A 20,933-nucleotide genomic window follows, 5' to 3' on the forward strand; every position below is an offset into this window, starting at 1 on the left:
TGTGACGCCAGGCCCCAAATGGAATCGCGACGCATTTGCGCCAATTGGCGGCTGCAGGCTGCTAAATCCTTGAAGTGGCTGGGATGGTAGGACTCGAACCTACAACCTACGGTACCAAAAACCGGTGCTCTACCAATTGAGCTACATCCCAACGTGCCGCGCTAATTAGAGCGGGCGTGCGGCGCGTGCAAGTCCTTTTGGGCCAAAATCCTTACTATTCCTTTGGCGCCGCATCGGTCAGCAAATCGGGGGCATCAGGGTCGCTGCGTTCGGCGTCGACCAGCTTGTCCAGTCCGGGCTCCGACATGTCGGTCACATCGGCGGCGGCCACCTCCGGAACGTCGGGCACTTTGGTTGGCGTCGCGGCGGGGCTGGGCCGCGCGGCTTCGGTTGCGGGTGCCAGGCCGCCCAGCAATTGCACGCGGTAGGTCGTATCGGGCACTTCGATCCCCGCCCCTTCGATCCGTGCCTTGACCAGCCGTAGCGCTTCACCCTTGGCGCGCACCAACGATGTCGCCTCTTGGTCGATCCAGCCCGTGACGGTAAGAAAGATTGCACCGTCCCCGATCCGTTCGATCCATGACATCGGCGCAGGTTCAGCGAGAACAAAGGGCAGTCCCGCCACAGTCTCTTCTGCCATGTGTCGCACGTCGGCCAGATCGGCGTCGGAACTCACCCCGATCTCGAAACTAAAGCGGCGTTCGGTGTTGGTGGAATAGTTCACGATCCGGCTTTTGAAAACGGTCGCATTCGGGATGCGGATATGGTTGCCGTCAAAGCTGAGCAGGATGGTGGCGCGGCTGGTCAGACGGATGACCTTGCCGATGTCGCCTTCGATTTCCACAACGTCATTGGGGCGAAAGGGCTGCCGGATCGACAACATGATTGAGGCGATGAAATTCTCGACCGTGTCCCGCACCGCAAAGCCAATGGCCAGACCGACGATCCCCGCAGCGCCCAGGATCGTGCCCAGAAGCGCGGTGGCCCCAAGGATATCAAGCGCAATGACCACGCCCGCGATGAAAAACAGGATGCGCACCACTTGTCGGTAAATGTCAGCGATGAATGCGTTGGGCGCGATCCGGTCCCACGGGTTGCGCGCGCGGGCCAAAAGCATCCCGATGGTCAAAACGCCAACGAAGGCCACCGCAGCAACGGCCAGCAGAGGCAAGAGGGCGACAGCCTGGGTGATACGGGCTTGAAACCGCTCGACCGCCGGGTTCAGGCGGGCGACCACATCGGTGGTCTCCACGACTTCGTTGTTGATTGCCACGACCCCTTCAACCCGGCCCACCAGGTCATTCAGCCGCCCGGCCGTGCTGGCATCTACGGTGGTGCCACGCAAGGTCACGATGCCGGATGATACGGACACGGTGACGCCGTCAAAACCGTCGAGCTCACCCAGAATGTCCCGGATGCGCACGGCAATGGCGGCGTCTTGCGCGGCACTGTCCTCGACTGTAATGGTGCCCTGGGGTTGGCTGGTGTCCTGTGCCCAGAGCGGTGCAGCGCTCAGGCAGATCAGCAGGGCAATGAGGCGGATCATGCCTGCACCTCAACCAGAATGCCGCCGTCGCGGCCGCCACGTTCCACTGCCTCGTGCGCGGACGCGGTTTGGGCGAGTGGAAAGGTTTGCGCGATGGGGCAGAAAAGGGCGTCATCGCTCAGCGCTCTGTGAAGATGCGCGATCGCTGCGTCCCGTTGCGCTTTCGGCAGCAGATAGATCAAGAGAATATCGAGCGTCGCCGCCTTGAACAGTAAGGGGCCAAAGGGCAGCGTTGGCGTCATATTCAGGGCGGAGCCGTAGACCGCAATCGTCCCGTTTGGGGCCACAACCTCGGCGTCAGTCTCGATGTTGTGGCCCAACTCGACTTCGACGATCCTTTCGATGGGCGCACCCCCGTTTGCATCAAGGATGGCAGGGCCGAGGTGCGGATCGGCATAGTCTAGCACGGCATCCGCGCCCGCGGACCTGGCACGATCCATTCCTGTTCCGTGTGCGGTCGCGATCACCCGGGCGCCGCCCCATTTAGCAAGCTGCACCGCCAGCAAACCGACCGTGCCCGCGCCCCCTTGCACGAGGACGGTATGTCCCTCGACCGACCCGCCGCCAAAGACGGCCTGCGCCGCCGTCAGCCCGGGAATGCCCAGCACCGCACCCGTCTGCTCCGTCACGTCGTCAGGCAAATCGACCGCTTGCTCTGCGGGCAGGCAGATATGGGTTGCCGCGGTGCCGAAGGGGCGCTGCCATTGCCCGTTCCAGACCCACACGCGCTTTCCGATCCGATCCGCAGGCACGCCCGCGCCGACGGCGGCAACGCGGCCTGCGCCGTCACTGTGCGGGATAATTTGGTCGAAGGGCGGGCGCGTCACTCCGGGCCGTGTTCCGCCGCGCGCCTTGAAGTCTGACGGATTCACGCCGGAATAGCTGAGTTCCACCAGTACTTCGCCCGGTGCAGGGTCGGGCGTTGGCAGTTCGGCAAGGGTCAGAACGTCGGCAGCCGATCCAAAGCGAGAGTATTGTATGCATTTCATTTCAATGGTCTTTTCCAGTGCGCCCAGCAGCGTTTCGCAGGATGCTACCCGAGTTAACGGCAAGAGCAAGGAGAGTTCCGATGACACGACAGGTTCTAATTCCACCTGTACTGCGTGATGCGTGTGCCCGTGCCGGCATGTCGCCCGGGATCCTATCCAATACCCACGTTTTCTTGACCGGGGTGACAGGGGCCCTCGCGGATGGCGTCATGCCAGATAGCCAACAGGCGCAGTTCCACGCCTGTTTTGACAAGATCGCCGCCGTGTTGGCCGAAGCGGATTTGGGGCTGGACGCGCTGGTCGAAATGACCAGCTATCACGTGGGGCTGCGCGCGCATTTTGACGTGTTCGACCGCGTGCGTTTGCAGCATTTGTCAGCCCCATACCCTGCCTGGACAGCGGTTGAGGTTGCGGGACTGCGCCGTCCCGGCGCTGTTGTCGAAATTCGCGTGATTGCCGCGCTGGACTAGTCGCGCAACTCGTCCATGGCCACGCCCCACAGCCGTGCTTTGGGCGCCCAGCCACGGTAGCCGCCGGAACTGATGCGGCACCATTCCGGCCCACACTTGCCCAGCCTTGCGACGACGCCGACCTCGAGGGCTGCGGTCACAGGTGCCGCGGCATCGGGTTTGCTGCGCAGGGTCAGCATGTCTTGCTCGACGATCACGGTGCGGGTGCCGGACAACAGGGAATAATGCACCCAGCCGCCAAAACCATCGCGGTCCTCGACCCGGCGCCAGTGTCCATGCTCGGCCGTGATGCGCAGGGGCATGTCGCGGCGTTTGAACACCCAGTCGATGCGGTGGGTGAGCGACGGACCACGGCGCACGTTGCCCTCGGCAGCCTTCATCGACACGTAGCGGGGCAGCGGCAGATTGGTGACGGGACCGGTATCGCGCGCCATCAGGGGCAGGGTCAGACCCAGCACCAAAGACATCGACAGCACACATCGCCACACCGCAACCATCGGGAACTTTCCGCTCATCACGCGCCTCTTGATATGGCCGAGGTTCTTGTGCCTCTTGCTCACATCCGCCACCATGCCAAAAACGCAGGCCAAGGCCAAGCACCGGGGAGGGCGCAATGCCAAAGGAACGTCTGAGTGTTGTCGTTACGCGACGGTTGCCTGCCGAGGTTGAAACACGGTTGAGCGAACTGTTCGACGTCACCCTGCGCGAAGAGGACACAGCCATGTCCCGCTCCGAGATTGTGGAAGCCATGAAAACCGCCGACGTCCTCGTGCCAACGATCACCGACGCCATAGACGGGGCGATGATCGGGCAGGCAGGCGAACGTCTGAAGTTGATTGCCAATTATGGTGCAGGCGTAGACAATATTGATGTTTCAACGGCCCGGCAGCGCGGCATTCTGGTGTCGAACACGCCGGGTGTGCTGACTGATGATACGGCTGACATGACGATGGGTCTGATCCTGGCCGTCACGCGCCGTTTGCCCGAAGGGCTGGCCGCCATGCAATCGGGGGCGTGGGACGGTTGGGCGCCCACAGCTTTCCTTGGCGGCCGCGTCGCAGGGCGGCGTCTGGGCATCCTCGGGATGGGCCGGATCGGACAGGCGATTGCCCGCCGGGCGGCGGCCTTTGGGATGCAGGTGCACTACCACAACCGGCGACGCCTGCGGCCCGAGACCGAGGAAGAGCTTGAGGCGACCTGGTGGGAAAGCCTGGATCAGATGGTGGCCCGCATGGACGTGATAAGTGTCAACTGCCCCCACACGCCATCGACCTTTCACCTGATGAATGCGCGCCGCCTGAAGCTGATGAAGCCCGACGCGGTGATCGTGAACACCTCGCGCGGGGAAGTGATCGACGAGAACGCCCTGACCCGGATGCTGCGCGCGGGCGAGATCGCGGGCGCGGGCCTGGACGTGTATGAAAACGGGACCGAGGTGAACCCGCGCCTGCGCGAACTGAGCAATGTCGTTCTGCTGCCGCATATGGGCTCGGCCACCCGCGAGAGCCGGATCGAGATGGGCGAGAAAGTCATCATCAACATCAAGACCTTCGATGACGGCCACCGGCCACCGGACCAGGTTGTGCCGTCCATGCTGTGATGCCCCGGGCGGCGTGTCGCCCGGTTTGAACCGCTAAACCGATTGCATGCCTGCGCCAAAGGAGGACCCGATGCGCTTTTCCCTGACCGTTGCCCTCACCCTCATCGCGGGGGCCGCGATGGCCCAGCAAGCGGCCGATGCCGTCCAGCCCGAAGGATCGACAACCGGCGCAGCCGTCGCAACGACCGAAGCTATTGCTGCCGCGCAAGAGGCCAAGGATGCCGGGCAACCTGTCACTGCAGACACCTACATGGTCGCCGCGGCGAACCCGCTTGCCGTTCAGGCTGGTGTCGAAGTGCTTGCCAAGGGGGGAACGGCTGCGGATGCCCTGATCGCCGTCCAGCTTGTGCTGGGTCTTGTCGAGCCGCAGTCATCCGGCCTGGGAGGGGGCGCATTTCTGGTCTGGTATGATGCCGAAACCGGGGAGCTGACGACGCTGGATGGGCGCGAAACAGCGCCGCTGGCGGCAACGCCGCAGCTTTTCCAGACCGAGGACGGCGAGCCGATGGGCTTTTTCGATGCCGTTGTGGGCGGTCGGTCGGTTGGCACACCGGGCACTCCGGCCTTGTTGGAGGAAGCGTATCTGCGGTGGGGCGGCCTGGACTGGTCCATCCTGTTTGATACGGCCATTGACCTTGCCGAAAACGGATTTGAGGTGTCACCGCGCCTTGCAGCCATGATCGAACGAGATGCCGAGCGGCTGAGCACTTTTCCGGTTACGGCGGACTATTTCCTGCCAGGCGGAACGCCGTTGGCTGCGGGAACGACCCTCAAAAATCAACCCTACGCGGACACACTCCGCCTGATGGCGGCTGAGGGGGCGGACGCCTTCTATGTCGGCAAGATCGCGCAGGATATCATGGCGGCGGTCCAGTTTGCGCCCAGCAATCCGGGCGTTCTGTCCGAACTCGATCTCGCCGTCTATGAGGTCAAGGAACGGGCGCCGGTGTGCGTCACCTATCGCGAACATGATGTCTGTGGCATGGGGCCGCCCTCGTCCGGCGCGCTGACCGTGGGCCAAATCCTTGGCATGCTCGACAGCTACGATCTGGCCGAGCTTGGTGCTGAAAACCCCGAAAGCTGGCGGCTGATCGGTGATGCATCGCGCCTCGCCTTTGCAGATCGGGGCCGGTTTATGGCCGACAGCGATCATGTGCCCATGCCCACCGCCGGTCTGGTCGATCCCGCCTATCTTGCTGATCGCGCTGCCTTGCTGGGCGGCGACGCGGCCCTAACCGAGGTTGCACCAGGCAACCCAGCCTTTGATCACAGCAGCAATTGGGCGGATGACGAGAGCCTCGAGCTGCCATCGACGTCGCACATCTCGATTGTGGACAGCTTTGGTAACGTCGCTTCAATGACAACGACAATCGAGAACGCATTCGGTGCGCGCCTCATGGTGCATGGGTTCCTTCTGAACAACGAACTCACCGATTTCAGCTTCCGCAGCCATGTGGACGGCGTGCCCATCGCCAACGCCTTGGCCCCGGGCAAGCGCCCGCGGTCCTCCATGTCGCCCACCATCGTGATGAAGGATGATGTGCCCGTTCTGGCCATCGGCTCGCCCGGCGGAAGCCGGATCATCGGCTACACCGCCAAGTCCATCATTGCCTGGATGGATTGGGACATGGACGTGCAGCAGGCGATCAGTCTGCCGCATGCTGTGAACCGCTTTGGCACTTACGATTTCGAAGAGGGCACATCCGCTGCTGACCTTGCTCCGGAACTGGAAGCACTTGGCTTTGAAGTGAACGTGCGGGGGTTGAATTCGGGCCTGCATGCGATTGAGATTGGCGAAACGCTGCAAGGTGGGGCCGACCCGCGCCGCGAAGGGATCGCGCTGGGCGACTGACGCCGACGCATTGAGGGAGGAAAAAGCATGCCGCAGGCTATAGATCTGCCACGCAACGAGAAGGGGATCGCGACCGCGCTTGGCATCCTCAAGCAGCAGTTCGGCGACCGGTTCCACACCGGGCAGGCGATGCGGGACCAGCACGCCCACTCCACCACGTGGATCCGGGCGCAGGCGCCGGATGCGGTGGTTTTTCCGACGTCGACCAAGGAGGTGTCGGACATCATCAAGGTCTGTGCCATCCATGAAGTGCCAGTGATCCCCTTCGGGACCGGAACATCGCTCGAGGGGCACGTGAACGCGCCCGCCGGCGGCGTGTCCGTCGATCTGACCCGGATGGACAAGATCCTTGCCGTCAATGCCGAGGACCTAGATTGCGTCGTGCAACCGGGTGTCACCCGAGAGCAGTTGAACACCTATCTGCGCGACCGTGGTCTGTTCTTTCCCATCGACCCTGGCGCGAATGCGTCGCTTGGTGGCATGGCGTCGACCCGAGCGTCAGGCACGAACGCCGTGCGCTACGGCACGATGAAGGACAACATCCTGAGCCTTGAGGCCGTGATGGCCGACGGGCGCATCATTCGCACCGCGCAGCGGGCCAAAAAGACCTCTGCGGGGTATGACATGACGCGGCTTTTGATCGGGTCGGAGGGGACACTTGGCCTGATCACGGAGATCACGCTGAAGCTGCAGGGCATTCCCGAGGCGATCTCTGCCGCACGCATGTCCTTCCCATCCATTGACGCAGCCTGCCAGGCGGTGATGACGACGATCCAGTACGGCATCCCGGTGGCGCGGATCGAGTTGATGGATGAATTGAACGTGAAGGCGGCCAATGCCTATGCGGGGTTGGACCTGCCGGAGACGCCGTTGTTGCTGCTGGAATTCCATGGCTCGGACAGTGGCGTGATCGAACAGGCAGAGATGTTCGGGTCCATCGCGGAAGATGTGGGCGGGACGGATTTTGCCGCGACAGCCACAGCGGAAGAGCGCAACAAGCTGTGGAAGGCGCGACATGATCTGTATTGGGCAACCCTGCAATTGCGCCCCGGCGCGCAGGGCATTTCGACGGATGTTTGTGTGCCCATCTCGCGCCTGGCCGAAGCGGTGACAGGCGCGCAAGCCAAAGCGGCCGAGCTGGATTTGTTGGCACCCATCGTCGGTCACGTGGGGGACGGAAACTTCCACTCTCTTGTGTTGATCGACATGAACAATGACGACGAGGTCCGCAGGGCCGAAGAGTTCACCGCATATTTGGCGGACGAGGCCATCCGCATGGACGGCACCTGCACCGGCGAGCACGGGATCGGGCAGGGCAAGATGCCCTATCTGATCAAGGAGCTTGGGGCGACGGTCGAGTATATGGCGGCGATCAAGACCGCGCTTGATCCGCAAAACATAATGAACCCGGGCAAGATCTTTGGTCCGCGGCGCTAGGGCCCTCATCTGTGCCATCCTGCTGGTGCTCGGCAACGTGGCCGCGGCGCAGGACACCGCACAATACCGGGTGGATGTAACATTCAACTGGTCGGACCCCCGGCTCGACGCGCATTGGAGCCGCCTGATCGCTTTCGCGCATTCGTCCCGCTACAGCCTGTTTCGGGACGGCGATACGGCATCGAGCGGCTTGGCGCTGGTTGCCACGAACGGCCGTGTCAGCGTGCTGGAGGCGGAGTTGGCGGAGGGGCGCAGGCGGGGCCGCGTCGGCGCGCATATGGTCCTGCCGGGCATTGCAAGCCCCGGTGCGTTTTCATTTGAACTGACGCTCGATTACAGGCTGGACCACATCTCCTTTGCCACCATGCTGGCGCCCAGCCCCGACTGGTTTTCTGGTGCGAGCGGCGTCAGTCTCCGCGTCGATGAGGTCTGGCAAGACAGTGTCTCGGTCACTTTGTGGCCCTGGGACGCTGGCGCGGACAGTGGTCCGGACCATACCGGACCAAATATCGACACCCAGCCGCGGCAATCGGTGCGTCTGCTGGCCCATCCGGACTTTCTAACTCCCGATGGTTTGAAGCCCATTGGCCACGCGATATTTACTCGGCTGCGGTGATCCAAAGGGCGCTGCCGGCGACACCATTGTTTAGGGGGCTTTGCCCCCGCGCGTGCCGCGCTCCCCCAGGATTTTTTTGAAACAGAGAAGGGTGGACTGGTGGCGGGCGTCGTTTTTCCGCTGTGACCGGTCGGCTTGCTGCCGCGGTGGCTGTGCGCTTTGCCTAGAACGGCATAGACGGTTTGCAAGGGAGTCGGGACATGAAAACCCATGTGAAAGCGCTAGTGGTCGGCGGTGGGGCAGTGGGCACATCGATTGCCTATCATCTGGCCCGTGCGGGCTGGGACGATGTCATGTTGCTGGAACGCGACGAGCTGACCAGCGGAAGCACTTGGCATGCTGCCGGTCTCTTGCCGTATTTCAACATGTCCTATGCGACCACCCACATCCACGACTATTCGATCAAGTACTACAAGACGCTTGAGGAAGAGACTGGCCTGAATGCCGGTTTCTACGTTGTGGGTAACCTCCGCATGGCCCAGACAGATGCGCGCATGGACGAATACATGCTCTATGCCTCGACTGCCGAGACCTGCGGCGTGCCTTATGAGTGGATGAGCCCGGCGCAGATCAAGGAGCGGTTCCCTCTGGTGCGGACCGAGGATCTGAAGGGCGCGATCTATCACCCGACAGATGGCTACATTAACCCCGCCGACGTCACTATGGCGATGGCCAAGGGCGCGCGGCAGCGCGGTGTTTTGATTGAGCGGAAGTGGCAGGTGGATGCCTATCACTGGACCGGCGACCATTGGGATGTGACCTGCACCAAGATGGTTGAGAAGGGCGGAAACCTTGTTCCTTCGGACGAGCAGATCGTGATCCATGCCGAGCATGTCGTAACGGCGACGGGCAACCATGCGCAGCGCACGGCGCAGCTGTTGGGCATCAAGATCCCGGCCATTCCGGTTGAGCATCAGTATATTGTGACAGAGCCGGACCCAGCGCTGGTCGAATGGCGCAAGACCAATCCAGAGCACCCGGTTTTGCGCGATGCGGATGCCAAATGGTACGTGCGCGAGGAGCGGGGCGGTTGGATTCTTGGCCCCTACGAGCGCAATGCACCTGCACGGTTTGAGTATGCCGTGCCGGACAGTTTCCGGGCGGATCTTTTCCCCCTCGATCTGGAGCGGATTGAGGAAGAGTACATGTCCATGATCCACCGGATTCCATCCTCGGAAACCGTTGGTTTGAAAGACGATTACAACGGCCCGATCTGTTATACTCCCGATGGCAACCCGCTGGTTGGGCCTGCGCCGGGATTGCAGAACATGTGGCTGGCCGAAGGGTTTTCCTTCGGCATCACGGCGGCGGGTGGCACTGGCTACTACCTTGCCCAGATGATGGTCGAGGGTGAGGCCGAGATCGACATGGCCTCGCTTGACCCCAAACGCTACGGGTCGTGGATGACGACCGAGTATGCCGCGCGCAAGAACGAGGAATGCTACGAGCATGTCTATATCCTGCACCACCCCGACGAAGAGCGCGAGGCGTGCCGGCCGTTGCGTACCGGTCCGGCCTATGACCGGCAGAAAGCAGCGGGCGCGCAATTCGGTTGCGTGAACGGGTTCGAGCGGCCAAATTATTACGGGCCTTTGAATGCGCCGGACAGTTTCGACCATGATGCACGGTCGTTCCGTCGTGGGGGCTGGTGGCAATACGCGGTCGAGGAGGCGAAAGCGATCCGTGAGGGAGTGGGCTTGATCGACGCCACGGCCTTTACCAAGCATCGGATATCCGGGCCGGGGGCGACAGCTTTCCTCGATTGGTTCACAACGAATAAGCTGCCCAAGGTGGGGCGTATCAACCTGACCTATGCGCTGACTGCGGCAGGAACAACGCGGACGGAATACACCATCGTGCGGCTGGCCGAGGATGACTATTACCTCGTCTCGGCGGGGGCGTGGCACGCCTATGACCAGGATTATCTCTACAAGGCGATCATGGAGAAGGAGCCCGAGTTTGGCCGCATCAATGAAGAAGATGTGACGACGAGGTGGGGTGTCTTCGCAATTGCCGGACCGAAGTCGCGCGATGTGCTGAATGCGTTGGTGAAGGATGCGGACCCGTCCACAGTGCTGTCGAATAAGCGGTTCCCGTGGCTCAGTTATCGGGACATTGAGCTGGGCATGTGCCCCGTGCGCGCGATCCGCGTGGCCTATACTGGCGAGCTTGGCTGGGAGTTGCACCACCCAATCGAGATGCAGAATTACCTGTGGGATCAACTGGTTGCAGCCGGTGAGAAGCACGGCATGAAGCTGGTCGGTGCGCGGGCGCAGAACTGGCTGCGGCAGGAGAAATCCTATCGCGCCTTTGGCACTGAGCTGGGCCGCGATGCGACGCCGATTGAGGCCGACCTGCCGCGCTTTGTTGATCTGTCCAAGGATTTCCATGGCAAGGCGGCGATGGAGAAGATCGGGGTGCGGTCGAAATGCGTGACTCTGCTGGTCGATGGGCCACAGGATGCGGACCCCTGGGGGCGGGAGGCGCTGTATGATGGCGAGACGCGCGTGGGGCGTTTGACCTCGGGCGGGTATTCGGTAGCCTTCGGCAAGTCGATTGGGATGGGCTATGTGACGCCCGGATTGGCGGTGCCGGGGACCAAGCTGAAGGTCAAGATGTTCGATCAGCTTTGGGACGCTGAGGTGGTCGAGGACAGCCCATATGATCCCAAGAACGAGGTGATCCGAAAGGACGGGTAGGAGCGGTTTCGCCGCGCTTGCGCTGCGGCGACCGGCTGGGGCTCTGCCCCAGACCCCGAAGTATTGTTAGCCAGAAGAAATGGCTTTAGCGGATGGTGCGGCGGTCCAGCCACGCCTCCCAATCCGCGGTCGAGCCGTTGAAGGCGTTGATGTCGACCGATCCCGCTGTGTTGGGCAGGGTGCCGGTCGCTGTGTACTGCCAGAAGCGCCAGGGTTGGCCGGGATAGGCTTCGGCTGGCGTTTTGGCTGTCGTTCGGAGCCAGAATTCGTAGCCTTTGAAGGTGTTTAGCTGCGCGTCCTCGTAGAAGCCGGGCGTGGTGTAGATGATTGGGCGTTGGCCGTAGTGCGCGGTCACGAGGTCAAGCCAGCGGCGCATTTCGTCCTGAACTGTGGCCGCATCCGGGCGGCGTTGGCAGGTGGGGGAGAAAGGGTTCCACTCCATGTCGAGCACGGGCGGCAGGCTGCCGCGGGTTTTGGGGGCGGTGCGGATGAAGAATTGCGCCTGCACCTCGGGTGCGGTGCAGAAATAGTAGAAGTGGTAGGCGCCGCGCTTGATCCCGGCGCGGCCTGCGCCGCGCCAGTGGTCTTGAAACGCGGGGTCGAGCAGGTCGCCGCCTTCGGTGGCCTTGAGGAACACGAATTCGATGCCGACGGCTTTGGCGCGCTCCCAATCGACGCTGGTCTGGAAGCGGGCGGCGTCCATGCCCTGGACCGGGTAAGTGGTTGGTTGGCGGCCGGAAAATCGGACGGGGTCAGTGTCGCCGATGACCATAGGGCCGGTGAAAGGGGTTGGGGCGGGGGCGCCGCAGGCGGTCACGAGGACCAGCGCGGCCAGCATCAAATGGCGTATCAACATGGGCTGAGCCTAGCCGCTCAGAAGCGGGCTGGCGACAGGGAATTGATGGTGGTGGCGTCGATCTGCGGAGGCTGGCCGAGGACGATGTCGGCGAGGAGTTGGCTGGCCGCCGGGGCCGTCTGGAAGCCGTAGCCGCCCTGGCCTGCGCACCAAATGAAATCAGGCACTTGGCGGTCGCGGCCAAGGACCAAACAGCGGTCCGGGGCGAAGCTGCGCAGGCCGGCCCAGGTGGTTTCGACGCGGGTGACGGGTTCGGTTACGTGTTGGGCGTAGCGGTCGAGACCCTCGGCCAGCACCATGTCGTCGGCCCAAGCGTCGTGAGGCTGGACCGCGTCTTCGTCGGCGGGGGAGACGAGCAGTTTTCCGGCGTCAGGTTTGGCGTACCAGGTTTCGCCCACGCCGAAAAATATGGGCCAGTTATCAACGGCTTGGCCGCCCGGCGCGGGCAGGCGGGCCATGGAGCGGCGGTGGGGTGTGATGCCGATGGGTGCGACACCGGCGAGTGCCGCGATCTGGTCGGCCCAGGCGCCCGCGGCGTTGACCAGCAGGTCGGCGGTTAAGACTTCGTTACCGCAACGGACGATCCAGCGTTTTTCATGTTTGATTTCAGTTACTTTACGATCCGTCAGAACCTGCCCGCCATTGGAGCGCACGGTCCTTGCGAAATCCTGAATCATACGGTCCGTGTCGATGTCCCATGCATCGGCATGGTAGGCGGCACGGGTGATTGAGCCGTTCAGGATGGGGACGTGCGCGCGGGCCTCGTCCACTGAAATCTCGGGGCATTTCAGGGTTTTGGCGTCCGCTTCGAACTGGGTGTCCTCGCCGGCGCGGGCCATCAGCAGAAAGCCGCGGGGGCTGAGATAGGGTTTATGATATTCGGCGCTGGCCTTGTTCAGCGCGACGACGGGCGGCAGGCCGTAGTTCTCTTCAAAGAGCGCGGCGGAGCGGCCCGAGGCATGGTAGCCGAGCGCGCTTTCGCCCTCCAGTACGGTGACATTCGCTCCTTCGGACAGACGTGCAGCGGCGGAGATGCCTGCGATGCCGCCACCGATGACGATGATGTCGGTCACGCTTCCTCGATCCGGTCGGTCGCGGGGGGCGGGGTGACGCTGAATCCTGTGATCTGGTCGTAGAGGTCCGCCGTCATATCGAAGTCGAGTGCTGCCAGCGATGGTGCCAATTGCTCTGCAGAGCGGGCGGAGATGATGGGGCGCGGGCGGGCAGGGTGCGCCATGGCCCAGGCCACGGCGAGGGTTGCGGGGCTGGTGCCCAGATCGGACGCCAGCGCAGTCAGTTTCACCGCCGCCTCGCGCATCCATTCGACGTTGTAGCGCGCGGCGTAGCGATTGTCTTCGGTGAGACGCCCAGTCCCTCCACTTGCGTATTTGCCCGTTAGCAAGCCGCCGCCCAGAGGGGAATAAGGTGCGATTTCAATGCTCTGATCGACGGCCATGGGGAAGATCTCGACTTCCGATTGCCGTTTCACCAGGCTGTGCATGGGCTGGATGATGTCGATGCGGACTTCGAATTGGTTCGCGACTGCTTGCGCCTTCATCACCTGCCATGCGGCGAAGTTTGACACCCCGATGTAACGGATGCGCCCCTCGTGTTTGAGGGTCGCGAGCGCGTCGAAGGTTTCCTGTAGCGGCGTGTCGTCGTCGAAGCGGTGCAGGTAGAGGATATCGACCATATCCATCTGAAGCCGCTGCTGCGAGGTGGCGAAGCCCGTCAGGATGTTGTCGCGGCCTGATCCGCCTTCGTAGGCCGCCTTGGTGGCGATGATCAGGCTCTCACGATACTGTCGCGCCATCTCACCCAGCAGGGTTTCGGAGGCGCCGCCGGTATAGACATATGCCGTGTCGAAATGGGTGATCCCGGCCGCGCGGGCGGCGTCAAACATCGCTCGGCTTTCGGCAGCGTCGGCGCGTCCGCCGAACTGCATGGTGCCAAAGGTAAAGGGCGAAAGCGGGGTGCCATTCAGGGACGTAATCATGGGCCAAGTCGTGGCACGGGGGCACCGTACGCGCAACGGTTAACACGGCCCACGCCGGGAATCGGGCGGAAATCCCTTAATGGCCTGCATTTGCGAGGGGCACCGGGCGCGCACCCCCTGTGCACCCCCCGTACACCCCCTGATGCACCTTGGGCGTGGTTAACGCACCATGCGGTGGGGTTTGTTACCAAAGCGTAAATGGCGGCCACTGCCGGAAACTGGCACCAGCCTGCGGTGGATTGTGCCAGACCGCGCGATAGGTAAAGCGCGGCAATAGATGGAGGGATGTGGCATGGCCGATGGGTTTGAGCAGATGGTGGACGAGGCGCTGACCTTCTTTGCCAAGCTGGAAAAGAACAACACCAAAGAGTGGTTCGAACCGCATAAGGCGCATTACAGGGAGGCCATTGCCGGTCCTGCCGGGTTCTTTGCCGATCTGATGGCCGAGGATGTCGCCCGCATCACCGGCAAGCCTCACAAACCCAAGGTGTTCCGCATCTACCGCGATGTGCGCTTTTCCAAGGACAAGACACCGCTCAACACGCATCTGCACATCATGTGGCAGCCGACGGTGCAGGACCCGCTGGCGCCATCATGGTTCTGGGGGCTGTCGCAGAATTACTTCATGTTGGGCATGGGGATCATGGGTTTGCAGGGCGAAGCGCTGACCCGTTACCGGGCTTTCGTGGACAAGTGGGGCGATGGACTCCAGGAGGCGTTGGATCGGGCTGCCGAAGGCGGTGCCGAGATCAGCGATTGGGGGCCTGAAACGCTCAAGCGGGTGCCTAAGCCCTATGATCAGGATCACCCCCATGCCGATCTGCTGAAGCGCAAGGCGCTGGCTGTGTCAGGAGCCATGCCGGACGACTGGCGCGAGACGGGGGTGGTCAAGGCCACGTTGTCCCGCGTTGAGACCTTGATGCCCGTATGGACGATCTTCGACAAAAGATTACACATTGATACACATCAATGACGGACTGAGACACATGGTGTTTGCCTTCTGACCATAATCAGAAGGAGACGACCCATGGCGCAGCCTGTTGAAGTGTTGACCACCAATTCATCGGCCGCGCAGGCCTTTGACACCGCCCAGTACCCCTATCCTGACAAGATGAGCCGCGCGGAATATGAGGCGGAAAAGGCGGCCTTGCAGGTTGAGCTGCTCAAGGTGCAGCTGTGGGTGCAGGAGACTGGTCAGAAATTCGTTCTGCTGTTCGAGGGCCGCGACGCCGCTGGCAAGGGTGGCACGATCAAGCGGTTCATGGAGCATTTGAACCCACGTGCGGCCCGTGTCGTCGCCCTGAACAAACCCACGGATGAAGAGCGCGGCCAGTGGTTTTTTCAGCGGTACGTCAAGCATTTGCCAACGTCGGGCGAGATCGTGCTCTATGACCGGTCGTGGTACAATCGCGCAGGCGTGGAACGGGTGATGTCCTTTTGTGCGGCCAACGAATACCTCGAATTCATGCGCCAGACGCCCGAGTTTGAGCGGATGTTGTCCCGGTCGGGCATACAGCTGTTCAAATACTGGTTCTCGGTCACCCGCGATGAACAGCGCCGCAGGTTTGAGGCGCGCAAGACGGATCCGCTCAAGCAGTGGAAGCTGTCGCCCATTGACCGTGCGAGCCTCGACAAGTGGGATGATTACACCGAGGCGAAAGAGGCGATGTTTTTCTACACCGACACGGCCGACGCGCCCTGGACCGTGATCAAGTCCAACGACAAGAAGCGCGCGCGGATCAATTGCATGAAGCATTTTCTGGCTGGGCTTGAGTATCCGGACAAAGATCTGACCGTGGCCACCGCGCCTGACCCGCTGATCGTGCAGCACGCCGATACCGCCGTGCACAGCGCAGAGCACATCCTGGCCGCGTCGCTGCATCCGCAATCCCGCAAGAGCTGACGGAGAACGTCGATGTCACACACGCCTCATGACCTGGCCAGCGACTTTCCCGAGCACAAGGCGCGTATCTCGCGTCTGCGCCAGAACGATGCCCATTTCGCGCGCCTGGCCGACACGTATGATGCCATCAACGGATTGGTGCACCGGGCCGAGACGGATGTAGAACCGATGTCGGATGAGCATGTGCAGGAGTTGCGCAAGAAGCGCATGGGGCTTAAGGACGAGCTTTACGCCATACTCAAGGCATCCTGAGCGGTAGATAGCATTTGATGTAAATTCCCCTCAGATCGGGGCGGCGCGGCAACCTCGTGTTTAGGTGTCGCGGCCAAAACCACCACACGCGATGATTTCAGAATGGGGTTGCGATGCGGTGGATTTGGTGTGTCTTGGCATGTGTGGCGTTGATCGGGCAGGCGGCCCTTGCGTGGGCAGATGCGCTGCCGATGGCCAGTCGGGCCAGCCTGGTGCCCCAGGCATCGCCGCTGATTGTGCGCGCTGACACGTCGCTGCCTCGGCACTCCGGTCCCAGCCTGTTTGCCGGACGATCCGAAACGGGTCTGTTTGCGCTGCCCGATCCCGAAGAGCTTGAAGCGCTGCGTAGCTATCCGGCCAAAGACCGAGTGGCCCGGCTGCGCACGCTGATCGCGCAGGCAGAGGCGGGCTCCAAGGGGTACGACGCCGTGCAGTACGGCGCTACGATCAAGCCGCCCGCCGATCCGACGCGGCTGACGATCCAGCAGATCTATGACTGGATCGATGACACACCCGGACAGCCCCACGCCATTGGACGCTACCAGTTCATCCCGCCGACCCTGCGGCGGCTGGTCAAGCAGGCAGGTGTCAATCCGCAGCAACGCTTTACGCCACAGGTGCAAGACCAGTTGGCCGATATACTATTGGCTGATGCGGGGCTGCAGCCGTTCCTTGCCGGGGAGATGGACCGCGTTGCCTTTATGAACAACCTGGCCAAGATCTGGGCGGGGCTGCCGAATGATACGGGCCGCTCGCACTACCACGGCTATGCCGGGAACAAGGCGACGATGACCTGGGCGCATTTTGATGCGCAGATGGTCCGGATTTTCGCGCAATAGGCAGGGTCACAGGCCGAGCACGGTCTTGACCGACCCCTGTGGGCCAAAGGACCAGTCAATCGCCGCATTCTCGATCAGAAAAATGATCGCGTTTTCGGGCGGGAACCCGATGCCGTCGAGCCGAGTGCGGATGTCGGCATAAAGCGCCTCTTTCTGCGCATCTGTTCGTCCGCCCAGCAGGGCAATTTCGATGACTATGGTGGCTGCCGGGTCGCGTGGCCCTAGGAAGGCGGGATGAAACGCCATATCTTCCGGCTCATACCGGCAGACCAGGCAGAAATCATCATCGGGATTGACGGCGCAGGTCTCCACAAGGGCGGCGTGCAGGTTTCGGTTGATCTGCTGGCACATCTCGGGCGTGAGGGCTTTCGGCACGTGAAGTTTGTTGAATGGCATGGTTTTGGTCCTTTCCGATCGGACGAAAAGCAAAGGCCCCCGAAACCGGGGGCCTGAGATGTTGGTCTGGCAAGGCGTGGCTTACTGCGGGATCTCGCCCTCGAGCCCTTCGACATAGAAGTTCATGCCCGCGAGCGTGCCGTCATCGGCAGTCTCGCCATCGGCGAGGAACGGCGTGCCGTCCTGCTTGTTCAGAGGGCCGGTAAAGGCGTGGTACGATCCGTCCGACAGGGCCGCCTTGAGGGCGAGCGCCTCCTCCTTCACCTCCGCCGGAACAGCATCCGTGATGTCGCCGATGCCGACCATGCCGTCACCGATGCCGTGCCACGTGTCGCCGCTCTCCCACGTGCCATCCTTAACGGCCTTGGTCCGTGCGACGTAGTAGGGGCCCCAAACGTCCAGCAGCGCGCTAACCCGTGGGAACGGTGCATAGGCGGACATGTCCGACGCCTGGCCGAAGGTGACGACATCGCCCGCCTCTTGAGCCGCAGCGTGCGGAGCGGTGGAGTCGGTGTGTTGCAGAACGACGTCAGCGCCTTGTTCGATCAGCACCTTGGCGGCATCCGCTTCCTTGGCCGGATCAAACCAAGTGTAGACCCAGACGATCTTGAACTCGACATCCGGGTTCGCCTTCTTGGCGTGGATATAGGCAGAGTTGATGCCACGGATCACTTCGGGAATCGGGAAGGACGCGATGTAGCCGATGATATTGCTCTCGGTCATCTTGCCCGCGATGTGGCCCTGCACGGCACGGCCTTCGTAGAAGCGGGCAGAGTACGTGGACACGTTGGGGTGCAGACGCTTGTAGCCAGTCGCGTGCTCGAACTTCACATCCGGAAACTTGGCCGCGACGTTGTTGGTCGCATCCATGTAGCCAAAGGACGTGGTAAAGATCAGGTCGGCCCCATCCAGCGCCATCTGCGTCATCACGCGCTCGGCGTCCGGGCCCTCGGCCACGCTTTCTACAAAGACGGTTTCGACCGCATCGCCAAACTCTGCCTCTACTGCTTGGCGGCCCTGATCGTGGGTAAAGGTCCAGCCGCCGTCGCCGACAGGTCCGACATAGACAAAGCCAACCTTGGTCGGATCATCGGCCAGTGCGCCGCCCGCCAGCCCGAGCGCCAGCGCGGCACTTGCCACAAGTGTCGTGAATTTCATTTTCGGTGTTCTCCCCATTTAGGTGTGCGCCTCTTATCCCGAGGCGTGGAATGTGCGCCCCAGTGAGCCGGGGGCGCGGGATTTGTCTGCGCTCAGAATCACCAGAACGATGATCGTCACGATGTAGGGGGACATTGCCAAATACTCGACCGGAATGGCAACGCCCGCGCCTTGCAGGTTCAACTGGAGCTGGGTAATTCCGCCAAAAAGATAAGCACCCAGCAGTACGCGCCACGGCTTCCACGAGGCAAAGACGACAAGGGCGAGGGCGATCCAGCCCACACCGGCGGTCATCCCTTCGGTCCATTGCGGTACGCGGATGAGCGAGATGTAGGCCCCGCCCAACCCCGCACAGGCCCCGCCAAAGAGGATCGCAAGCGTGCGGATGCGCTTGACCTTGTAGCCCAAGGCGTGCGCCGCATCGTGGTTTTCCCCGACCGCGCGCAGAATCAGTCCCATACGGGTGAACTTCAGAACCGCCCATGTGCCTGCGACGATGCCGAGGCCCAGATATACCATCAGGTCATGCCCGAAGATGATCGGCCCGATCACCGGAATGTCGGCCAACGGCCCCAGCGGCGTCGCCTCCGCCCGCGGCGGCTTGATGCCCACATAGGACTGCCCCATGAGCGAAGACAGCCCGAGGCCGAAGAGGGTCAGCGCAAGGCCAGAGGCCACCTGATTGGCCAGCGCCACCTGCGTGAGAAAGGCAAACAGCAGCGACAGCACCGCGCCCCCGACGGCAGCGGCGAGAAAGCCAACGGTGGGCGAGCCGGTGTTCACCGCAATGATGAACCCGCAAACGGCCCCCGTGATCATCATCCCCTCGACCCCAAGGTTCAGAACTCCGGCGCGCTCGACGACCAGTTCTCCGATGGCGGCCAGCAGGATGGGGGTGGCCGCCGCGATCATGGCTGCGATCAGGAGGATGGGGTTGATGGAAGACAGGTCCATGTCAGTCACACCATCGAAAAGAGAGTTCCGAAACTGGTCACCAGCAAACCGAGTGCTGCCAAAACCAATATGCGGCATGTCTTCCGGGGCACATTGCTTGACGCCGAAATGCCGGCGATCACGAGCACAGCAATGACCGGGAGTAACAGGTTCCAATTCATTGCTGGCCAAAGCAGAGACGTCGGATCAACCAGGAACCATAGAAGCGCCGGTACAATCACCGCACCAACGATCATCGCGACGGCATTTTCCAAGCCTTTCGCCATCACGCCACCTCCGCTCGGCCAAAACGAACGCAGTAGTTGGTTAACAGATCGAGCGCTAAAAGAAAAAACAGCAGCATCCCCTGAAACACCTGAATGGCCGCCGCTGGCAGGCCCAACTGCGACTGCGCAATGTCGCCACCGATATAAGTCAGCGCCATCAACAACCCCGCCGCCACGATCCCCAGCGGGTTCAAGCGGCCGAGGAAGGCCACAATGATGGCCGTGAACCCATAGCCCACATTGAAATCAATGCTGATCTGACCCGCGGGCCCGGCCACTTCGAACATCCCCGCCAGCCCTGCCAACAGACCCGAAGTGCCCAGACAAAACAGCACCAACCGCCCCGGATTGACGCCCCCGAACTTGGCCGCCCGCGGCGCCTCACCCGTCACCCGAATGGCAAAGCCCAGCCGGTGCCAGGTGAGCAGAACATACGCAAAGATGACGGCAATCAGCGCCGCCACAACACCCCAGTGCATGCCGGTGCCCGCAATGATCTCAGCGTTATGTGCTGACGGATACTGCTGCAAATTGCGCGAGCCGGGAAAGCCAAAACCCTCGGGATTCTTCAGCAATCCCAATGACATGGATGCCAACAACTGCTCGGCCACATAGACCAGCATCAGCGATACCAGAATCTCGTTGGTGCCAAAGCGCACCTTCAACACCGCCGGGATCATCGCCCAGGCCCAACCGCCCAAGGCCCCGGCCAGCACCATGAGCGGAAAGATCAAAACGCTCTCAGTCGGATAAAAAGCCAGTCCCACGCCCGCACCACAAATGGCGCCTACGATGTATTGCCCCTCAGCCCCGATATTCCAAATACCGGCCCGAAACCCCAGCGCCAGCCCGATCGCGATCAGCACCAGCGGCGCGCCCTTGATCAGCAGTTGAGGCCGGTAAAAGAACGCAAATTCGCCAAAGATCGGCTCCCAGAAAATCGTCGCAATGGCCTGCAACGGATCCTTGCCCAGGGCCGCAAACAGCGCGCCGCCAAAGATCATGGTCAGCACGACGGCCAGCACAGGCGTGGCATAGGCCATCACGGCCGATGGCTGCGGCCGCGCCTCGATCCGGATCATCCAAACATCCCCAGCTTCATTT

21 protein-coding genes and 1 tRNA gene are annotated in these 20,933 nt (G+C 62.1%); 10 read left to right on the top strand and 12 right to left on the bottom strand.

Annotation, left to right across the window (positions count from 1 at the left end; all coding sequences use genetic code 11):
- Positions 1 to 75 precede the first annotated feature (75 nt).
- From FD715_RS07790 to FD715_RS07800, 3 genes are all read right to left on the bottom strand, one after another.
- A tRNA-Gln gene (locus FD715_RS07790) sits at positions 76 to 151 on the bottom strand.
- Positions 152 to 214: 63 nt separating this feature from the next.
- On the bottom strand, positions 215 to 1,546 hold the full coding sequence (locus FD715_RS07795) for a mechanosensitive ion channel family protein (protein ID WP_147107675.1): 1,332 nt from the start codon (positions 1,544 to 1,546) through the stop codon (positions 215 to 217).
- Positions 1,543 to 2,535, bottom strand: a complete 993-nt coding sequence (locus FD715_RS07800) for an NADPH:quinone reductase (RefSeq protein ID WP_147107678.1) — start codon at positions 2,533 to 2,535, stop codon at positions 1,543 to 1,545. Before FD715_RS07800 ends, FD715_RS07795 begins: the two co-directional genes overlap by 4 nt.
- Positions 2,536 to 2,672: 137 nt before the next feature.
- Between FD715_RS07800 and FD715_RS07805 the strand changes: the two genes are divergently transcribed.
- Positions 2,673 to 3,005 (top strand): RidA family protein, encoded by a 333-nt coding sequence (locus FD715_RS07805; RefSeq protein ID WP_223274788.1) that lies wholly within the window; start codon positions 2,673 to 2,675, stop codon positions 3,003 to 3,005.
- On the opposite strand, the gene FD715_RS07810 is transcribed toward FD715_RS07805, so the two are convergent.
- On the bottom strand, positions 3,002 to 3,472 hold the full coding sequence (locus FD715_RS07810) for an SH3 domain-containing protein (protein ID WP_223274790.1): 471 nt from the start codon (positions 3,470 to 3,472) through the stop codon (positions 3,002 to 3,004). The genes FD715_RS07805 and FD715_RS07810 overlap by 4 nt on opposite strands.
- A gap of 146 nt (positions 3,473 to 3,618) precedes the next feature.
- On the opposite strand from FD715_RS07810, the gene FD715_RS07815 reads away from it, so the two are divergent.
- The 5 genes from FD715_RS07815 (at position 3,619) to FD715_RS07835 (ending at position 11,209) form a co-directional block, all read left to right on the top strand.
- Complete coding sequence (locus FD715_RS07815; RefSeq protein ID WP_147107683.1) at positions 3,619 to 4,605, top strand: D-glycerate dehydrogenase; 987 nt, start codon at positions 3,619 to 3,621, stop codon at positions 4,603 to 4,605.
- 70 nt (positions 4,606 to 4,675) lie between these two features.
- Entirely contained in the window at positions 4,676 to 6,457 is a 1,782-nt protein-coding gene (gene ggt / locus FD715_RS07820; protein WP_147107686.1) for a gamma-glutamyltransferase, read from the top strand.
- A gap of 27 nt (positions 6,458 to 6,484) precedes the next feature.
- Positions 6,485 to 7,894, top strand: a complete 1,410-nt coding sequence (locus tag FD715_RS07825) for an FAD-binding oxidoreductase (protein ID WP_147107689.1) — start codon at positions 6,485 to 6,487, stop codon at positions 7,892 to 7,894.
- Positions 7,878 to 8,510, top strand: a complete 633-nt coding sequence (locus tag FD715_RS07830) for a spondin domain-containing protein (RefSeq protein ID WP_147107692.1) — start codon at positions 7,878 to 7,880, stop codon at positions 8,508 to 8,510. Before FD715_RS07825 ends, FD715_RS07830 begins: the two co-directional genes overlap by 17 nt.
- A 200-nt stretch (positions 8,511 to 8,710) precedes the next feature.
- Positions 8,711 to 11,209 carry an FAD-dependent oxidoreductase gene (locus FD715_RS07835; RefSeq protein ID WP_147107696.1) on the top strand — a complete coding sequence of 833 codons (2,499 nt, stop codon included), beginning with the start codon at positions 8,711 to 8,713 and terminating at the stop codon, positions 11,207 to 11,209.
- Between the two features lie 85 nt (positions 11,210 to 11,294).
- Here FD715_RS07835 and FD715_RS07840 read toward each other — a convergent pair whose 3' ends face one another.
- The 3 genes from FD715_RS07840 to FD715_RS07850 are packed head-to-tail and all read right to left on the bottom strand — an operon-like array spanning position 11,295 to position 14,061.
- Positions 11,295 to 12,065, bottom strand: a complete 771-nt coding sequence (locus FD715_RS07840) for a GH25 family lysozyme (RefSeq protein WP_147107699.1) — start codon at positions 12,063 to 12,065, stop codon at positions 11,295 to 11,297.
- 17 nt (positions 12,066 to 12,082) lie between these two features.
- Positions 12,083 to 13,138: an FAD-binding oxidoreductase gene (locus FD715_RS07845; protein WP_147107702.1), complete on the bottom strand. Its 1,056-nt coding sequence runs from the start codon at positions 13,136 to 13,138 to the stop codon at positions 12,083 to 12,085.
- A complete protein-coding gene (locus tag FD715_RS07850) occupies positions 13,135 to 14,061 on the bottom strand; it encodes an aldo/keto reductase (RefSeq protein ID WP_147107705.1) in 927 nt (308 codons plus the stop codon). Before FD715_RS07850 ends, FD715_RS07845 begins: the two co-directional genes overlap by 4 nt.
- Positions 14,062 to 14,353: 292 nt before the next feature.
- Here FD715_RS07850 and FD715_RS07855 point away from each other — a divergent pair, with 292 nt between their 5' ends.
- The 4 genes from FD715_RS07855 to FD715_RS07870 all read left to right on the top strand — a co-directional run bounded on the left by FD715_RS07855 (position 14,354) and on the right by FD715_RS07870 (position 17,055).
- Complete coding sequence (locus tag FD715_RS07855; RefSeq protein ID WP_189799435.1) at positions 14,354 to 15,034, top strand: DUF2461 domain-containing protein; 681 nt, start codon at positions 14,354 to 14,356, stop codon at positions 15,032 to 15,034.
- A 54-nt stretch (positions 15,035 to 15,088) separates the two neighbouring features.
- Positions 15,089 to 15,964, top strand: coding sequence for a polyphosphate kinase 2 (gene ppk2, locus FD715_RS07860; protein WP_147107711.1), 876 nt, complete (start codon positions 15,089 to 15,091; stop codon positions 15,962 to 15,964).
- A gap of 12 nt (positions 15,965 to 15,976) precedes the next feature.
- Positions 15,977 to 16,216, top strand: a complete 240-nt coding sequence (locus FD715_RS07865) for a YdcH family protein (RefSeq protein WP_147107714.1) — start codon at positions 15,977 to 15,979, stop codon at positions 16,214 to 16,216.
- A 113-nt stretch (positions 16,217 to 16,329) separates the two neighbouring features.
- On the top strand, positions 16,330 to 17,055 hold the full coding sequence (locus FD715_RS07870) for a hypothetical protein (RefSeq protein WP_223274778.1): 726 nt from the start codon (positions 16,330 to 16,332) through the stop codon (positions 17,053 to 17,055).
- A gap of 6 nt (positions 17,056 to 17,061) precedes the next feature.
- Here FD715_RS07870 and FD715_RS07875 read toward each other — a convergent pair whose 3' ends face one another.
- From FD715_RS07875 to FD715_RS07895, 5 genes are all read right to left on the bottom strand, one after another.
- The gene (locus FD715_RS07875) at positions 17,062 to 17,451 is read right to left on the bottom strand and encodes a tautomerase family protein (protein WP_147107717.1); all 390 of its coding nucleotides are present in this window, start codon (positions 17,449 to 17,451) and stop codon (positions 17,062 to 17,064) included.
- Between the two features lie 81 nt (positions 17,452 to 17,532).
- Positions 17,533 to 18,609 carry a BMP family ABC transporter substrate-binding protein gene (locus tag FD715_RS07880; protein ID WP_147107720.1) on the bottom strand — a complete coding sequence of 359 codons (1,077 nt, stop codon included), beginning with the start codon at positions 18,607 to 18,609 and terminating at the stop codon, positions 17,533 to 17,535.
- 33 nt (positions 18,610 to 18,642) lie between these two features.
- A complete protein-coding gene (locus FD715_RS07885; protein ID WP_147107722.1) occupies positions 18,643 to 19,563 on the bottom strand; it encodes an ABC transporter permease in 921 nt (306 codons plus the stop codon).
- Positions 19,564 to 19,568: 5 nt separating this feature from the next.
- The gene (locus tag FD715_RS07890; protein WP_147107724.1) at positions 19,569 to 19,829 is read right to left on the bottom strand and encodes a hypothetical protein; all 261 of its coding nucleotides are present in this window, start codon (positions 19,827 to 19,829) and stop codon (positions 19,569 to 19,571) included.
- The gene (locus tag FD715_RS07895) at positions 19,829 to 20,911 is read right to left on the bottom strand and encodes an ABC transporter permease (protein WP_147107726.1); all 1,083 of its coding nucleotides are present in this window, start codon (positions 20,909 to 20,911) and stop codon (positions 19,829 to 19,831) included. Before FD715_RS07895 ends, FD715_RS07890 begins: the two co-directional genes overlap by 1 nt.
- Positions 20,912 to 20,933: the final 22 nt, after the last annotated feature.

This window comes from Tateyamaria sp. syn59, from assembly GCF_007995245.1.
Taxonomy (GTDB): Bacteria; Pseudomonadota; Alphaproteobacteria; order Rhodobacterales; family Rhodobacteraceae; genus Tateyamaria.

What these genes read in the sequence shown, in the direction of transcription:
- FD715_RS07855 (WP_189799435.1), top strand. Translation starts at nt 14,354, where the DNA reads ATGGCCGATGGGTTTGAGCAGATGGTGGACGAGGCGCTGACCTTCTTT.
- FD715_RS07885 (WP_147107722.1), bottom strand. Translation starts at nt 19,563, where the DNA reads ATGGACCTGTCTTCCATCAACCCCATCCTCCTGATCGCAGCCATGATC.
- FD715_RS07890 (WP_147107724.1), bottom strand. Translation starts at nt 19,829, where the DNA reads ATGGCGAAAGGCTTGGAAAATGCCGTCGCGATGATCGTTGGTGCGGTG.
- FD715_RS07795 (WP_147107675.1), bottom strand. Translation starts at nt 1,546, where the DNA reads ATGATCCGCCTCATTGCCCTGCTGATCTGCCTGAGCGCTGCACCGCTC.
- FD715_RS07835 (WP_147107696.1), top strand. Translation starts at nt 8,711, where the DNA reads ATGAAAACCCATGTGAAAGCGCTAGTGGTCGGCGGTGGGGCAGTGGGC.
- FD715_RS07810 (WP_223274790.1), bottom strand. Translation starts at nt 3,472, where the DNA reads ATGTCTTTGGTGCTGGGTCTGACCCTGCCCCTGATGGCGCGCGATACC.
- FD715_RS07895 (WP_147107726.1), bottom strand. Translation starts at nt 20,911, where the DNA reads ATGATCCGGATCGAGGCGCGGCCGCAGCCATCGGCCGTGATGGCCTAT.
- FD715_RS07825 (WP_147107689.1), top strand. Translation starts at nt 6,485, where the DNA reads ATGCCGCAGGCTATAGATCTGCCACGCAACGAGAAGGGGATCGCGACC.
- ggt (WP_147107686.1), top strand. Translation starts at nt 4,676, where the DNA reads ATGCGCTTTTCCCTGACCGTTGCCCTCACCCTCATCGCGGGGGCCGCG.
- FD715_RS07815 (WP_147107683.1), top strand. Translation starts at nt 3,619, where the DNA reads ATGCCAAAGGAACGTCTGAGTGTTGTCGTTACGCGACGGTTGCCTGCC.
- FD715_RS07850 (WP_147107705.1), bottom strand. Translation starts at nt 14,061, where the DNA reads ATGATTACGTCCCTGAATGGCACCCCGCTTTCGCCCTTTACCTTTGGC.
- FD715_RS07805 (WP_223274788.1), top strand. Translation starts at nt 2,673, where the DNA reads ATGTCGCCCGGGATCCTATCCAATACCCACGTTTTCTTGACCGGGGTG.
- FD715_RS07800 (WP_147107678.1), bottom strand. Translation starts at nt 2,535, where the DNA reads ATGAAATGCATACAATACTCTCGCTTTGGATCGGCTGCCGACGTTCTG.
- FD715_RS07870 (WP_223274778.1), top strand. Translation starts at nt 16,330, where the DNA reads ATGCGGTGGATTTGGTGTGTCTTGGCATGTGTGGCGTTGATCGGGCAG.
- FD715_RS07875 (WP_147107717.1), bottom strand. Translation starts at nt 17,451, where the DNA reads ATGCCATTCAACAAACTTCACGTGCCGAAAGCCCTCACGCCCGAGATG.
- ppk2 (WP_147107711.1), top strand. Translation starts at nt 15,089, where the DNA reads ATGGCGCAGCCTGTTGAAGTGTTGACCACCAATTCATCGGCCGCGCAG.
- FD715_RS07880 (WP_147107720.1), bottom strand. Translation starts at nt 18,609, where the DNA reads ATGAAATTCACGACACTTGTGGCAAGTGCCGCGCTGGCGCTCGGGCTG.
- FD715_RS07865 (WP_147107714.1), top strand. Translation starts at nt 15,977, where the DNA reads ATGTCACACACGCCTCATGACCTGGCCAGCGACTTTCCCGAGCACAAG.
- FD715_RS07840 (WP_147107699.1), bottom strand. Translation starts at nt 12,065, where the DNA reads ATGTTGATACGCCATTTGATGCTGGCCGCGCTGGTCCTCGTGACCGCC.